Annotated in this window: 16 protein-coding genes and 1 riboswitch; of the genes, 4 read left to right on the forward strand and 12 right to left on the reverse strand. The window is 43.5% G+C overall.

All coding sequences use genetic code 11. The annotated features are described in order from the left end of the window. Positions 1 to 31 precede the first annotated feature (31 nt). The 12 genes from ACNAZ4_RS06050 to ACNAZ4_RS06105 all read right to left on the reverse strand — a co-directional run bounded on the left by ACNAZ4_RS06050 (position 32) and on the right by ACNAZ4_RS06105 (position 10398). Positions 32 to 523, reverse strand: a complete 492-nt coding sequence (locus ACNAZ4_RS06050; RefSeq protein ID WP_415813336.1) for an ECF transporter S component — start codon at positions 521 to 523, stop codon at positions 32 to 34. Further along, positions 513 to 1109 (reverse strand): cob(I)yrinic acid a,c-diamide adenosyltransferase, encoded by a 597-nt coding sequence (locus ACNAZ4_RS06055; protein WP_415813338.1) that lies wholly within the window; start codon positions 1107 to 1109, stop codon positions 513 to 515. The genes ACNAZ4_RS06050 and ACNAZ4_RS06055 overlap by 11 nt, the downstream gene beginning before the upstream one ends. Before the next feature lie 12 nt (positions 1110 to 1121). Next, positions 1122 to 1550, reverse strand: a complete 429-nt coding sequence (locus tag ACNAZ4_RS06060; RefSeq protein WP_415813339.1) for a bifunctional adenosylcobinamide kinase/adenosylcobinamide-phosphate guanylyltransferase — start codon at positions 1548 to 1550, stop codon at positions 1122 to 1124. After that, positions 1484 to 2113: a histidine phosphatase family protein gene (locus ACNAZ4_RS06065; protein WP_415813340.1), complete on the reverse strand. Its 630-nt coding sequence runs from the start codon at positions 2111 to 2113 to the stop codon at positions 1484 to 1486. Before ACNAZ4_RS06065 ends, ACNAZ4_RS06060 begins: the two co-directional genes overlap by 67 nt. After that, positions 2071 to 2856: an adenosylcobinamide-GDP ribazoletransferase gene (gene cobS / locus ACNAZ4_RS06070; protein WP_415813341.1), complete on the reverse strand. Its 786-nt coding sequence runs from the start codon at positions 2854 to 2856 to the stop codon at positions 2071 to 2073. Before cobS ends, ACNAZ4_RS06065 begins: the two co-directional genes overlap by 43 nt. Next, positions 2843 to 4345 (reverse strand): cobyric acid synthase, encoded by a 1503-nt coding sequence (locus ACNAZ4_RS06075; protein WP_415813342.1) that lies wholly within the window; start codon positions 4343 to 4345, stop codon positions 2843 to 2845. The genes cobS and ACNAZ4_RS06075 overlap by 14 nt, the downstream gene beginning before the upstream one ends. Beyond that, on the reverse strand, positions 4342 to 4923 hold the full coding sequence (locus ACNAZ4_RS06080) for a bifunctional adenosylcobinamide kinase/adenosylcobinamide-phosphate guanylyltransferase (protein WP_415813343.1): 582 nt from the start codon (positions 4921 to 4923) through the stop codon (positions 4342 to 4344). The genes ACNAZ4_RS06075 and ACNAZ4_RS06080 overlap by 4 nt, the downstream gene beginning before the upstream one ends. Continuing rightward, positions 4902 to 5978 carry a threonine-phosphate decarboxylase CobD gene (gene cobD / locus ACNAZ4_RS06085; protein WP_415813344.1) on the reverse strand — a complete coding sequence of 359 codons (1077 nt, stop codon included), beginning with the start codon at positions 5976 to 5978 and terminating at the stop codon, positions 4902 to 4904. Before cobD ends, ACNAZ4_RS06080 begins: the two co-directional genes overlap by 22 nt. Further along, positions 5935 to 6918, reverse strand: coding sequence for an adenosylcobinamide-phosphate synthase CbiB (gene cbiB, locus ACNAZ4_RS06090; protein WP_415813521.1), 984 nt, complete (start codon positions 6916 to 6918; stop codon positions 5935 to 5937). The genes cobD and cbiB overlap by 44 nt, the downstream gene beginning before the upstream one ends. Beyond that, entirely contained in the window at positions 6915 to 7718 is an 804-nt protein-coding gene (locus ACNAZ4_RS06095) for an adenosylcobinamide amidohydrolase (protein ID WP_415813345.1), read from the reverse strand. Before ACNAZ4_RS06095 ends, cbiB begins: the two co-directional genes overlap by 4 nt. Further along, positions 7684 to 8652, reverse strand: a complete 969-nt coding sequence (locus tag ACNAZ4_RS06100; protein WP_415813346.1) for an ABC transporter substrate-binding protein — start codon at positions 8650 to 8652, stop codon at positions 7684 to 7686. Before ACNAZ4_RS06100 ends, ACNAZ4_RS06095 begins: the two co-directional genes overlap by 35 nt. A gap of 171 nt (positions 8653 to 8823) precedes the next feature. Then, a riboswitch (cobalamin riboswitch) is annotated at positions 8824 to 9022 on the reverse strand. 242 nt (positions 9023 to 9264) lie between these two features. Continuing rightward, positions 9265 to 10398, reverse strand: coding sequence for a DUF2515 family protein (locus tag ACNAZ4_RS06105; RefSeq protein WP_415813523.1), 1134 nt, complete (start codon positions 10396 to 10398; stop codon positions 9265 to 9267). 105 nt (positions 10399 to 10503) lie between these two features. On the opposite strand from ACNAZ4_RS06105, the gene shc reads away from it, so the two are divergent. The 4 genes from shc (at position 10504) to ACNAZ4_RS06125 (ending at position 14410) form a co-directional block, all read left to right on the forward strand. Then, a complete protein-coding gene (shc, locus tag ACNAZ4_RS06110) occupies positions 10504 to 12390 on the forward strand; it encodes a squalene--hopene cyclase (RefSeq protein WP_415813347.1) in 1887 nt (628 codons plus the stop codon). 94 nt (positions 12391 to 12484) lie between these two features. Then, positions 12485 to 13024 (forward strand): HXXEE domain-containing protein, encoded by a 540-nt coding sequence (locus tag ACNAZ4_RS06115; RefSeq protein WP_415813348.1) that lies wholly within the window; start codon positions 12485 to 12487, stop codon positions 13022 to 13024. A 537-nt stretch (positions 13025 to 13561) separates the two neighbouring features. Further along, positions 13562 to 13750 carry a hypothetical protein gene (locus ACNAZ4_RS06120; protein WP_415813349.1) on the forward strand — a complete coding sequence of 63 codons (189 nt, stop codon included), beginning with the start codon at positions 13562 to 13564 and terminating at the stop codon, positions 13748 to 13750. A 105-nt stretch (positions 13751 to 13855) separates the two neighbouring features. Next, positions 13856 to 14410, forward strand: a complete 555-nt coding sequence (locus ACNAZ4_RS06125) for an STAS domain-containing protein (RefSeq protein ID WP_415813350.1) — start codon at positions 13856 to 13858, stop codon at positions 14408 to 14410. The last annotated feature ends 77 nt before the right edge of the window (positions 14411 to 14487 follow it).

Here is a 14487-nt window from a genome sequence, read left to right on the forward strand (position 1 = left end):
TTTTTTCCTCCCTGCTGAATTTTAACTTAGTTTATGCCTGTCCCGAAAATGGCCGGTTGTTGCCAACTACTCTGGCAATCCTCGGCAAAACGATAAAAGCAAGGATTGTGTTTAAAATGGAACCAAAAAACAGCGACGGAACGATTGCTAGGTAAAAAGACTTTCCCATCAACAGAATAAACGGCAGCGGTGCAGCGAAGCTGTTGCCAAGAATAAATAGTACGCCTGCTGACCAGTTTTTTTCGATTTTTTTTAACGCGCCGAAAAAATAAACCAGCAGCGCCATTTCACCGGCAATCAGGAAATGAAATGGTCCCAGCGGCATCCCAGAAGCCAGTGCAGAAAGGAGATGGCCAATTCCGCCGACGGCTGCTCCTGCAGTTCCTCCCAGAACTCCTGCAGCCACAAGGGCAGGCAAGGTATCTAAAGCGACACTCCCTATCACTGCGGGAATCTTAATGAAAGCTCCAACTGCTGAAAGAGCGATGAACATGGCTAACCAGGATCGTTCCCTATTTTTCACTCTGCTTTTCCTCCTTGCGCTTCCCCTCCCTGAACACTTTTGCACTTCGTACGTATTCCACATCCTGCAGATTTAGCCTGAAATTAATCACCCTGGCAAGGGCGAAGAAATAATCGGACAGTCGATTCAAGAATTGTAAAGCTGTTTCCGAAACGTCCGGGTCAGCTTTCAACAATGAAACGACTAATCTTTCAGCCCTCCTTGTGACCGTACGGGCAAGGTGAATCGATGCGGCAGCAGGAGCTCCTCCAGGCAATATGAATCTCTCAAGCTTCGGAGCTTCCACAATCAATTCATCGATTTTCTGTTCAAGGTAGTCAACTGATTCCTTTGTCAGCTTAAGCTCACGGCTCTTTGTTACATTTGCCAGATCCCCGCCGCAATCGAACAGCTCATGCTGGATCTTTTCAAGGTCTTCAAGGACATCAGCAAAAATCTCCGAATTCAGCTGGGTAATAGCCTGGCCAACAAAGCAGTTTACTTCATCGACTGTTCCGTAAGCCTCTACACGAATATCATCTTTTTCCACCCGACCTCCGATAATGCTAGTTTTTCCTTTATCGCCTGTTCTCGTATATAGTCTCATGTCCATTCCCCTTTATTTTAGTTTCTGACTGATTCCATACCAGATCAAATCAACCCGCTCAGCAGCTGAAACAAGATCCTGGTAAACCCATCCTGTTGCGTCGCGCCACAATCGATCTTCGGGTGCAATGGGAACGATGCCCTTCGAAATGTCATTTCCAATCAGCACCAGTTTTCGTTCCTCGTCCATACTTTCCCACTTCATCCACCCTCGGACAAGTGACTGCCATTTTTCCCGGCATGCATCGGCCGGAATGCTTCGAGTCACTTCTCTAATCCATACCTCGATGCCTTCCAGAACGATGATTTTTTTACTATTATGATCAGGGATTTCCTCCCCTTTGTAAGCAGAAATCCAAGAATGTTCCAGGTCCTCTAACTGATATTGTTCTCTGACCCATTTTGATTTTCCATTGAAGGCACCTCCAGTAACGAAATGCACCTATCTCCCCTCCTTAAACCCTCTCTGCTCCAGATTAATTGATAGCCCTGGCCGTAAGGAATGCTCCAAGCCCAAAAGTCTCTCTCTTCAGTAGCATACCGTGTCAATAAATACCGGATCACTCCTCCATGGGTGACCAGTGCAGTTGTCGGGATACGATTTTCAACTATTCTTTTAGTTATGTCTTTCCAGCCCTTCTCTACGCGCAGAGTAAAAGCAGAAAATGATTCACCATTTGGAGGAGAAACCTTGAAAGGTTCATCCAGCCAATTTTGATACATGACATCATCTTTCAGCAGTTCATATGTTTTTCCTTCCCAGTCACCGAAATTCATTTCCCGGAGCTCAGGTACAACCTCTGGTACATTATTTGGAAAGAGGATCTTAGCTGTTTCCCTGCACCTCCCAAGATCACTGGTAAAAATCCTCTCAAAGCTCACGGGAATCTCAGTTAAAACCTGTCCCGTGACCAGAGTTGAATCCGTCCACCCCAGGTACGCCTGTCGTTTATTTTCCAAGGTCATCCCATGGCGAAATAATGCAATAGCCACAATGTCATCCACAGCAAAACCTCCGTCAATTCGACACTGGCCCCAAGCGTATCTCCAGTCATTCCGCCGAACCATTCGATAATTTTCTTCTTAAGGAACATCACAATGAAAATGACTGCAGCGAAATAGCTGGCCGCGCCAATATATAAGCCGTAAAATAGCAGGATTCCCACAAACCCAAGAAGATATAAAGGGTAAATCCATAATGTTGTTTTTGAAGAAGCATTATTAAACAATGCCCCAAGCCCCTCATTTTTGGCGGGTTTGACAGTAACAAGCAGGGTCCCCATCACGATCCGGGCGAGGAAGGGAATAGCAATTGCTAGCAGATAGGTAGCACTGTGCAGCATGCCTGCAATTTCGTATATAAAGAAAAACTTTGCACTCAACAGCACTATTACGGACAAGACACCAAACGCCCCTGTCCTGGGATCTTTCATGATCTCTAACCGTTTTTCCTGATCGCGGTAAGAAAAATAGGCATCACTGGAATCGATCCAGCCATCAAGATGGATTCCTCCGGTTAAAATAATGTAAGCAAGCCACACTGCAAAGGCACCCGCTAAATCCGAAAATGGACTCCACTCTACAATCGCAAAGAGAATAGCTGAATAAACGGTACCTTGCAAAAGCCCAAGTAGAGGAAATGTCTGTATTGCTCTCTCAAGATGCTTTTTGTCCATCGGCAATTCAACAGGAATTGGAACCGTCGAGAAGAACTGCAGATTGATCAAAAGCCCTTTAAACCATTTCATGTCTGCTTCTCCATTGTTCTGAAATTTCCTTCAGCTTCTTCCAGTCAAGATGTTTCACAAGATGGTTGGCCAGTTTATCATACTTCTGGTCCTTTTGCCTGCTGATATATACCGTATCTCGCAGTGGCAGTCCCTTGACACTTCTGATTGAATTCAGCCAGTGATTTCTCCATTCATCATTATGAAAAAAATGGTGAAGGTATGTGCCGATGACTCGGCCATCACTCCCATAGAATCCTTCCACTCTGCCTCCGTCTAATAGCAATAGCGGCTGGTATGCTGAAGTCATTACAGTTTCTCCTAGATGGATTTCATAACCTGCTGCTGAAAGTGCGGTTCCTATCAAGGGATGAATCACTCCTTCTGCCCTGGAGGTTGTTTTTACCCTGGCAAAAGTAGTCTCCGCTGGTATAATACCTATTCCATCTTCCACGGAAGAAACAGCCCCGGTATCACTGCCGAACGGGTCGATGAGCTTCTCGCCTAGCATTTGATAACCTCCGCAAATCCCGGCAATAAAACCGCCCTTATCGGCATAATCGCGGACCCAGCTGTCAATGCCAGCACTTTTAAAATTTTGAAGGTCCTTGATGGTGCTTTTTGTGCCAGGCAGGATGACCGCGTCAGGTACACCTATATCTTCCAGTGAACTGACCCAGCGGACTGAAACGTCTTCTTCAAGATAAAAAGGCTCTATATCAGTGTAATTTGAAATATAGGGTGGCTTGATCACCACAATATCAAGACCCTCCCTGTTTTTAGCTGATGGAATCGACAAGGAATCCTCGCCATCGATCATATGGTTTTCTAGAAATGGCAAGACACCGAGAACAGGAATCCCTGTCCTGGATTCCAGCCATTTTATTCCGTCTTCAAACAAGGATTGGTCTCCGCGGAATTTATTGATAATCAAGCCTTTTACCCTTGCTTTTTCTTCGGGGGACATAAGCTCCAAAGTGCCGATAATGCTGGCAAAAACCCCGCCTCTGTCAATATCCGCTACCAGTACAGCGGGAACATCGGCGATTTCCGCGACTTTCATGTTAACAAGCTCACGGTCCTTCAAATTAATTTCCACCGGGCTGCCAGCACCCTCCATTACAATCATGTCATACTCTTCGTCAAGCTTTTCTAAAGCGAAACCAATGGCTTCAAGTCCACGCTCGTAAAATACCTCTCTGTATGCCTTTCCGGATAAGGTATTCGCCACTTCACCAAATAAGATTACTTCAGCGTCCTGGTCGGACCTCGGCTTTAGGAGAATAGGGTTCATCCATACTGTCGCCTCTGTCCTTGCTGCTTCTGCCTGGATCCCCTGGGCTCTGCCGATCTCTTTTCCATCAAAGGTGACATACGAGTTGTTGGACATATTTTGAGACTTGAACGGCGCTACTCGAACGCCCTCTTTTGCATATGCCCGGCAGATTGCGGTGGCAATCAGGCTCTTCCCCACATCGGATGCTGTGCCGAGAACCATAATCCCTCTCACGGAGAACCCTCTCCCTTCATTAAAATCGGCAGCCCAGCTTCAACTAAATATGCATAATCCGCCTCTTTTATAAGAGCTTGGTGGATCTGGCCAAGTACCTGAGCATAAGTGAATACAAGCCGACCATCGCCTATTGCTTCCCCTAGGACCTCATTGCTGACAACAATCAATGTCCTTGCCTGTTGAGCCACTTGCCTCAGTTCATTCATGACCTTTGTTACGATCCTATTCGGGAAATCAGTCTTTTCCCACTGGCCATCTTCATGAAAAAATTCATTATTCAACAGAGTGGTCAGGCAATCCATCAGGACAATATCATTTTTAGTCAGAAGTGTTGAAAGCGGAGATAGATTTCTTGGAATTTCCCATGTTCTCCATTTCAGCCCGCTGAGTTCACGGTCCTGTTGATGCCGCATGATTCTTTCACTCATTTCCACATCTCCTGACTGCCCTGCAGCGACGTAGTGCAGCTGTCCAGAATATTCGGCTTCCATACTTCCTGCAAGGATTTCGGCAAAACGGCTTTTGCCGCTGCGAACACCGCCGCTGATAAAAATCAAAGACGACTGTCCAGCCATTTTTCCACCTCCCCCATCAATTTGTCGTTGGCTTCAGGTCCCTTGATGGCAAATCGCAGCCATTTTCCTTCAAGCCCAGGAAAGTTCACAGTATGTCTTGGGATTATTCCTCTATGAAGCAAGTATTGCAGGAAGGAATGCTGGTCAACAAGAGATGGATCCTTCAACAGATAAAAATTCACTCTGGATTGGGACACCAGCAGGCCATGTTTCTGATAGAAATGGAAAAGCCGCATTCTTTCCTGTTCAATTAATGCCCTCGTTTCGTCTATGTATGATTCACTGTCGAGACACCATTCACCTGCTTTCAAGGCAATCGCATTTGTGCTCCAATGCGGCTGGAATGCTGATATCTTGCTAATGACAGCTGGGTCTGCAAGCAAGTAGCCAAGCCTCAATCCAGGTATTGCAAACATTTTTGTCATCGAACGGATGATGAGCAGATTAGGATATTCCTTTATGTAATGTGTGATAGATTCGTATTTTCCAAGGAAGTCGTAAAACGCCTCATCTACGATCAACAAGCATTGATGCCTTCTGCATTCCTCCAGCAAATAAAGGATAGTGGACCTTGAATAGTACACTCCAGTTGGATTATTGGGATTGCAAAGAAATAAAGCATCAGCGCCCTTTAGCTTTGCATTTAAATCATCATCCCTCCATTCCCATCCCTCATCTAGCTGGTGATACTGCAGTTGGCAGCCACTCACCCTGCAAGCTTCTTCATATTCCGAAAAAGCAGGCTGGACAATCACCGCCCGCTTTCCAGCAAGCATCCTGCCAATCAGCGAAATGATTTCAGCACCGCCATTCCCAAGCAGTACATGGCTTTCGTGCAATCCTTCCTTTCTTGCAATCTTACTTTTCAAAATCGTCCCATGTGGATCCGGATACTCCATAACAGACTCAAGAAGCCGAAACCAATTTTCTTTTAAAACAGGAGGCGGACCCAGCGGATTAATGTTGGCGCTGAAATCCAGCTTTTCGTTTGGAACCGGCAGATTCATCGCTTCAAATAAATAGTGTGGATTGGCACCATGTGACGGCCATTTCAACAAGAATCCCCCCAAACCACAGCACTGCCAGAAAAAGCGGAACAGTAGCTGTTACGATTTTATTTGCTGCTAAAATATGATTTTTGTCTAACATAACAAGTGCTTCGCCCATTGTAGCGCGTTCTGAAATAATCCCTTTATAGTAATTTGTGCCTCCGAGCTGGACACCTAATATGGCTGCCACCGCTGCCTCGCCCCAGCCGCTGTTTGGGCTCAGGTGCTTTTTGGCATCGCGCCTGACCATTTTCCAGGCGGCAATTCTTGTGATGTAAAGCGGGCGGTTCATCGCGACCATACAAAGTGAGGTAATCCTGCTAGGCACCCAGTTCGCCAAATCATCAAGTTTTGCGGATGCCCAGCCAAAGTCCAAGTATTGATCATTTTTATATCCCAACATCGAATCACAGGTATTGATTGCCCGGTACATTAGCGCAAGCGGAGCACCGCCAAGCACCGCCCAGAATAGCGGCGCTGTGATGCCATCGCTCGTGTTTTCGGCAACCGTCTCGACAGCAGCCCGGACAATTTCTGGTTCTTCAAGCTGCTCTGTATCACGGCCAACAATCCAGGATAGCTTATGCCTCGACTCTTCCATATCATTGTCTGCAAGTGGATAATAGACCGATAATCCAGCTTCCTTCAGGCTTTTTTGGGCAATGGCTGTTGAAATCATCACAGCTTCCATAAGGATTCCTGCAAAAGGATGCAGGAAGTAAAAGAAGAATGTAAGCAGAACAACGATGCTTCCGACAACCAGCAGGACAGCAGCGACCATTGCTGTTCCTTTGGCTTTTCTGCCTCTGCCTTTATTCATCCTTCTGTCTAATTTGTAAATAAGTGTTCCCATCCATTTCACCGGATGCGGCCACTTTGGCGGATCACCAATAAACCAATCAAGAATGACAGCCAGTGTGACGGCTGTAAGGTGGTTCATGATCATATTCTCACCCTTTTCTTGCTGTTCCTGATTGCTTCCACTGTACATTCATGTACTCCCTTGCCAATGATTCGTCCAAGGGGAGTAATCGTGCCAGCGTAATCAAGCTTTTGCCCCCGTTGTGTTGAGGCAACCAGGATGCTGTCAGTGGATGTACCTGTTGCCACTGACCCTGACAGCTTATCCCTTATTTCCAGATCGTGAAGCGCCTTTGTCTTCACTTCAGTAGCTGTCATGATACTCTGAATGAAAGCTTCCTCAGTCAGTTCTCCGCTGACGAATATCCAAATATTTATCGTTCCTGGCGACATATCAAAAGAATAATACTCACTGCTTTTCGAAGCGTCTATGGCGTTTCCAACACCTGCTGTAACAACGATAAAGACTGAAAACCCTTCTTCCTGATAGTGCTTATAGGATACATCCTCTAGCATCACTGCCGTCATCATCCCGACTGTATCTCCAGGCTGTAATCCCTGCTCCTTCAAATATTGGATCATTTCTTCCCTATGGTCGCTGCAGTCATAACCTTTGTCCACATGCCGGTTTACAAAAGTGGTGTACCAGCCGGTTCCCGCTCCGACAACTCCGGAAGACATCGTTCTTAATGGGATCGGAGAATTTAAGACAATGTAATCTTGCTTCATCTTAAGATGATTTTCTCCTATTTTTACTTGTGCTGGTTCATCTGAGCCGCCTGCTGGATTCAAGACTATTTCCTTTGCAGAAGCCTTTGACTGTGCCTGCTTTTTTGTGCTGGTCTGCAAATTATTTGAAAACATCCGGGTAAACGGCTTTGGCAAGCTCCTCTACTCCTTCTGTCAGCCTCGGCCCAGTTCTTGTCACCTTATCGGAATGAACATCAACCACACGGTTTTCCTTAACAGCGGTAATCTTGTCCCAGCCTTTCCGGCTTATCACATTTTTCACCGGCTCATTCGTATAGTATCCATGTGTCGTGATTATCACATCAGGATTGCTTTTAATGATGGCCTCTGGGTCTAGCTTTGGCCAACCTTCTTCTTTTACAGTGTTATCCGCATTAATGATTTGCAGCATTTCGTCAATGAAGGTATTCTTGCCAGCTGCATAAATTTCTGGTGTTGGTGATACTTCAACAAATACCGACTTTCTGTCTTCTTCTTTGATTTCCTTTGCTTGTGTTTTGATTTCTTCAATCTTTTTCTTCATGTCTGCAATCAAAGTATCGGCCTTTTCCTGTTCACCTGAGGCAGTACCAATCATGCTGATCGATTCATAAACTGCATCGAATGTAGTTGCGTCGTTAACGACAAGAACAGTGATTCCAGCATCCTTAAGCTGCTGGAGGCCAGCCCCAGAAGTATGTGCACCTGAAGCATGCGCAAGTACCAAATCAGGCTTTAAAGAAACGATTTTCTCAACATTAAATTCCATTCCGCCAATTTTCTCTTTCTCTGCCACTTCTTCAGGGAAATTATCAAAATCAGAAACTCCAATTATTTGTTCATCTAGACCTATCCCGTATGCAATTTCTGTATTGCTTGGAATCAGGGAAACAATTTTTTCAGGCTTCGATTCAATGGTGACTTCTTGTCCTGTTCCATCCTTTATACTAACAGGGAACTTTGCTTCTTCCTGTTGGACCGTTTCAGTTTTATTTGGCTTTTCCGCGTTCGACTGCTCTGCGTTGCCACACCCAGCCAAAGCGCCGATTGTTAATAATAGTGCGAATAAAAAGGCATTCAACTTCTTCATCTGTCATTCCTCCGAATTATCATTTCGATTGTTTCTGCAAACTTTTTGCACAACAAAATAGAACCGTTCTATAAAACTAAAAAAACACCTCCATTTTACTCATGGAGATGTTTGTGTCGGTTCGCCTAAAAAAGCCAGAATCGTTCCCAAACACCTCCTATCCTCGTAGGTTGTGACGCGAAGAATCAGGCAGGTCTCCTGGCTTCTGGTCATTGCTATCAAGCGCCTTCCCATACAAATAGTACAGTGGCATAAAGCTTGAAGCTCCCAGTTACAGTGGCGGGACCGCGTTGGAATTTCACCAACTTCCCTATTAAGTCTCTAAACTACTCAAATTCGTTTAGCAGACACCAGATTCTTTATGTATTAAATTTTCCGCTGGTTTCAATTATACACAATTCGTGTCGAAAAAAGTGTGAACTTGGATAAATTATCTAAAATTTAATTTTTAATGAGGGACAAAAGCAGTTGAAACACTTAAAAAGGCACCATAAATAAAGGATATAATGTTTTGTTCGTTTTAAAAAATAAAAAATCAAAAGACATCAAGATAGCCTTTTGATTGTAAAGTTATGAATATCCTAATAATGTTTAAAATCTGCTCATGTTTAATTATTCTTCTCGCAATAGAATAGTTTCCTTTGCCATAACCGCAAGTTCGATTTTTTCAATGGTTTTGCAATAATTAGTTAAAATTCCTCCATCCACACTGACTTCCTTATGAAAATAATCGAGGACATGCCAATCCTCAAACCAATCCCCGCTCTCTGCCTTTTCATGAGGGGTATCCGGCCAGGCGTATTTTAAGGGCGGGCTGTATAACCGTTCGGCCCCCTTTCTTAACACACAATTCTTGACCCGCCGCTTATAAAGGGACCGGGGGAAAGATTCATTTATATCATTAAACAAATGAGGCCAATAATCTTTCCTTGAGCCTGTGTGAGGATGTTCTTGGGCCCATTTCAAGACCCCAGCCAGAATTCTTTCTTGCTGAAAAAGAAGCGAATACAACTTTTTTCCGAATAAAATTCTCTCGTGGAGCGAAGTGAAATAGCGTAGGGTGCCACCGGTAAGCGAAGCTTTCTCCCTTTTATCCCCTGTACAACAGGGAAAAATGATGTTATTAAAATTCAAAAAATCGTGCATTTTAAAGCTGACCGTACCTGTTACGGTTTTTTTATAATGCTGATTTTGGATCAATCTTTTTTCCAGATAGCTTTGTTCATTGATCACCATCGCAAACGCCAATGCAGCTTGATCACCACTGTTCCAAAAATAACGCCACATCGTTTCCATGAAGGTGGAAACATGAAAATAACGTAAAAGATGGAACATCTCCTTTCTGCCTCTCACACTCAGGTCATAGATCAAAAATTGAGGATACACATCTTGAAATATCAACCAACTGCCGCGCTCCAAAAGCGAAAAAAAGTCTTTCTGATCTCTATCAGATAAAAGCTTTGTCAGCAACTCCCCTTTTAAATCCGTCATGTTCCATCCGACGTTTCGCGATACCATATGGCCAAGAAAAGCCCAATGTATTTCAGGGCGCTGAAGGTAAAACTGAAAATACGCCTGCGTCCGTGTTACATTGTTTTGATTGAGTTGTCTAGTCTGCTCTTTTATTAAATAAATCCATCGTTTATCTTTTTCTAATAAATCAGGCAGATGACCGAAAGCTTTCTTTTTCGCCTTTTTCTTTAATTCTTTTTTTACATCTGAGAAAGAGTTCAGCAAGAACGGCATCATCCTTCATGAGAGTTCATTTTTAGTGGTTCAGTCAAGAATGCATATTCATTTTGCACAAGGAATATGTATACAAAGATGAATATTCGGGAGAGGATGGGTTAAATGAGGCATCGGGTATATAAGGAAATGAATAGAATTGCTGATCAGTTGATTCAGGACCAATCAGAAAACGGTGCCTGGCATTATCCTTTCGAGACTGGGATCCAAACCGACTGCAGTATGATTATCTTATTACGAACGTTGGAGATAAATGATGAAGATTTCATAAAAGAATTAGTGGATCGGATTGCCGGAGAACAGCAGGAAGATGGGTCATGGAAGCTATTTCACGATCAGGAAAAAGGAAATCTGACATCCACTGTGGAAGCTTATTATGCCCTCCTTTATTCTGGTTACAGGAATAAAAAAGACAAGGATATACAGGCCGCCAGGAAGTTTATTTTGGCCAACGGAGGTGCCTCGGAAGTCCATTTGTTTTTAAAAATCATGCTGGCACTGACAGGACAATGTGAGTGGCCGCACCTCCCCATAAATATTGAAGTGATGCTTATACCAGACTCCTTCCCAATCAACCTTTTTGACATCTCCGTATACGGAAGAGCCAACCTTATCCCTTTTTTGATTCTGGCCAATACGAATTTCCGTAAACGAACACCACGATCGCCTGATCTCTCCGATTTATTTCAAAACAAAGAAGTTCGTTTTTTAACAGAAGATCAAGTAGAAGATGCGCGCTCGCTGATCAATTGGATTAAACAAGGGATAAAGGGATTGAAATCCCATGGAAACCTTCGCGAGCTGGCATTATATCGTGCCGAAAAATATATGCTGGACCGACTCGAACCCGACGGCACCTTCTTGAATTATTTCAGCTGTACTACCCTGATGATTTTTGCCTTAATGGCTAGAGGCTATCATAAAACACATCCAGTGATTACCCGTGCAGTGCAAGGGTTAAAAGCAATGGCCACCCGGATTGACGGAAAACTTCACTGCCAGTACACAACGGCTACGGTCTGGAATACGACATTAATTAGTTATGCTCTGCAAGAAACCGGTGTTCCCTATTCATCCCCCACTGTTCACAAGGCTAATGAATACATCCTCTCCCGTCAGCATCTCAAATACGGGGATTGGGCCATTCATGCACCAGACCTGTTACCAGGTGGCTGGGGGTTTGCGGACTTGAACACATTCCACCCGGATATTGACGATACAACCGCTGCACTGAGGGCAATCCGTACTTTGGCCACAGAGAAGGTGGATTACCGGCAAGCATGGGATCGTGGAGTGAACTGGCTTGTTTCCATGCAAAACAATGACGGAGGCTGGGCGGCATTCGAAAAGAATGTAGATAAAAAAATATTGAACTTATTACCGATAGAGGGTGGCAAGGATTTATTGATTGATCCGTCCACGGTTGATTTAACGGGAAGGACTTTGGAGTTCTTCGGCAACTATACCAATTTGGATTTTCACCAACCGATGATTAAAGATGGGATTCGCTGGCTGTTGCGGCATCAAAATTCTGATGGCTCCTGGGTTGGGCGTTGGGGCGTGTATATTTATGGCACATGGGCGGCTGTAACGGGAATGATCTCAGTTGGGGTTTCCCCTAAGCATTCAGCCATTCAAAAAGCATTAACCTGGCTTCGGACAATCCAGAATCCCGACGGCGGATGGGGAGAATCGTGTAAAAGTGATATCAAAAATCGTTATGTGCCGCTGGGTGAAAGTACCCGCACGCATACCGCCTGGGCTCTTGACACACTGATTTCAGCGGCCACTGAAGTTACGCCTGAAATTGAAAACGGTGCAGCTTTTTTAGTGGATAGAAAGGAAAAAAAGTGGACGACGACCTATCCAAAAGGCAGAGGCATGGCTGGATCTTTTTATATCAATTACCATTGTTATGAATATGTTTTTCCATTGCTAGCTCTGGCTCATTTTCAAAAATTAGCTGGAGGCCAGCTTTTAACTGGTGAATAACACGTACTTTCATAACCTCTCTTGTTTGGCATAATATTAAATCCTGTCCCATAAAATGCACAATAGATGACAGAACAAGGAGGTAGCGAAAAAGATGCTAGAGGCACTCCACTATTTTTTAGACCTGAAAACATTAATCTGGTTATTTCCCATCATATTCATTTTCCATGATCTCGAAGAAATCATCACCATTGAATCTTCCATGGCTTCAGATAAATATCCGAAGACCAACTTCGTCGAGATGACATTAAGAATGCGGAAAAAGCTAGGTTCCACCGCTGCCGAGCTTGCTGTTTCGGCTACATGGATCTTACTTATTATCTCCTTCACTGCAGTGATGACCGCTAAGTTTTCATCTAACGGAGAAGGTTTTCTTATGTTTACAGCCATTCTTAATTTATTTGTTTTGCAGGCATCCATGCATATCGTTCAAAGCATTAAGTTCAGGGCCTATACACCTGGGATCATAACATCCCTATTCCTCCTTATCCCTTACTGCCTCGTTACCTATTCTTTTTTAGCCGAATCCGGACAGATGGACTGGCAATTGATCTTCACCAGTCTTCCGGTTAGTTTGATCATGATCCTGGTTTTCCTGGTTGGCAATCTCTTAGGGCGTTATTTTATTCGATGACTGGCCCTCTGACTTTTTTATACAGTCACTTGCCCGTTTCCCCAACTCTGCAGCTTAAGGAGACACAACAACTTCCTTTCCAAGTTTTCGGGCAACTGTCAACCTAGTCCTTTTTCTAGCTACCTTTACTGATTGCTTTTATAAACATTTACTTTTCTGGCATTATAACTTGATCCTTGTGATGCATTAAGGCGGAATACAATACCCATAGAATTCTTGATATCTCTTAATCCAGGTTCATCTGAGTAAAGTTGATGATGCACAATTTCAGCCAAACTTTTCTTTTGGCTTTAAAAACGGATCTTACTCTAACGAAGGCTGCCCCAATGTCACTAATGGCATTTATTCACCATGAAGTTATCCTAGATTTGCAGGTTTAAACTGTTAAAATTATAGAACATTCAGAATCTTCATAGAGCCTCATGAGCTTCACCGTTTTATACACCATTACTTAATTTTCGGTTCTCATTCATACATAAATACAATACTCAGTTTGAGAATCACAGGTCTAAGACTACATTCGTGAGGAGATGTGAGATGTCAAGAGAAGAATTTGAATTCATGGGTCGGAAAATCTTTGAAAACCGACATGAACTTGCTAAGTTATTCAGTGAGAATATCCCCAAGTATACAACGGAGCATTTTGAGAAATTTAAAATGCCCCAAGAAGAATATATGGAATTTAGAGCGGAATTAATCGGATACTTTGGAGAGGCTTTATATTAGGATCAAAAAGAAGTTTATAAGGCTGTATGCGTTTGGGCAAGGAAGGTTGCGAATCTTACCATTCGCTATGGAGTATCTTTAACCCAGGCATTAAGAATAATTTCCTTGTTCCGCCTGGTCATTTGGGAAATTTTCACCGAAGAATTAGAGCAAAATCGAATCCCTTGTAACTCTATGATTCTAATAACTGACAGATTCGATAAACTAATTGATGCGATCTTCAAAATAACTGGTGAAGTTCATGAAAAGCATAATCATGACCGGATTAAATCAGCGTTTACTGAACTAAAGGAGCTGTCTGTCCCAGTCGTTCCCATAGCGTCGGGAATTGCAGTCTTACCAGTCATAGGATCGATTGATAACGAACGCGCAAAAATGATTATGCAGGTATCATTAAATGAGGCTATTAGACTTAAACTGAAATACTTCATCCTTGACCTCTCAGGAGTTACGATCATTGATAGTATCGTTGCCAACTCTCTATTCCAAATTATTAAAACGTTAAAACTGCTAGGGGTAGAAATTATTATTACAGGTATACGACCTTCGATTGCTCAAACAATCACTCATATTGGATTAGATTTTAACATTACAAAAATCAGCAAATCTCTAGAAAATGCCCTTTCAGATCTAGGCTTTAAACAGGTTAGTTCAGGTTAAAATCAGAATAACAGTTGGGACGATTCAAGTGTCTAAAGAACATTATTTTTTATGACCTCGAATCGTCCCTGCATAAT

Origin of the sequence: Mesobacillus thioparans (genome assembly GCF_965138835.1) — a bacterium.
GTDB classification, from domain to species: Bacteria; Bacillota; Bacilli; order Bacillales; family Cytobacillaceae; genus Mesobacillus; species Mesobacillus thioparans.

Excerpts from the sequence above, each read along its gene's own strand:
- ACNAZ4_RS06055 (WP_415813338.1), bottom strand. The coding sequence starts at position 1,109 with ATGAGACTATATACGAGAACAGGCGATAAAGGAAAAACTAGCATTATC.
- cobS (WP_415813341.1), bottom strand. The coding sequence starts at position 2,856 with ATGAAATGGTTTAAAGGGCTTTTGATCAATCTGCAGTTCTTCTCGACG.
- ACNAZ4_RS06080 (WP_415813343.1), bottom strand. The coding sequence starts at position 4,923 with ATGGCTGGACAGTCGTCTTTGATTTTTATCAGCGGCGGTGTTCGCAGC.
- cbiB (WP_415813521.1), bottom strand. The coding sequence starts at position 6,918 with ATGATCATGAACCACCTTACAGCCGTCACACTGGCTGTCATTCTTGAT.
- ACNAZ4_RS06100 (WP_415813346.1), bottom strand. The coding sequence starts at position 8,652 with ATGAAGAAGTTGAATGCCTTTTTATTCGCACTATTATTAACAATCGGC.
- ACNAZ4_RS06105 (WP_415813523.1), bottom strand. The coding sequence starts at position 10,398 with ATGCCGTTCTTGCTGAACTCTTTCTCAGATGTAAAAAAAGAATTAAAG.
- shc (WP_415813347.1), top strand. The coding sequence starts at position 10,504 with ATGAGGCATCGGGTATATAAGGAAATGAATAGAATTGCTGATCAGTTG.
- ACNAZ4_RS06115 (WP_415813348.1), top strand. The coding sequence starts at position 12,485 with ATGCTAGAGGCACTCCACTATTTTTTAGACCTGAAAACATTAATCTGG.
- ACNAZ4_RS06120 (WP_415813349.1), top strand. The coding sequence starts at position 13,562 with ATGTCAAGAGAAGAATTTGAATTCATGGGTCGGAAAATCTTTGAAAAC.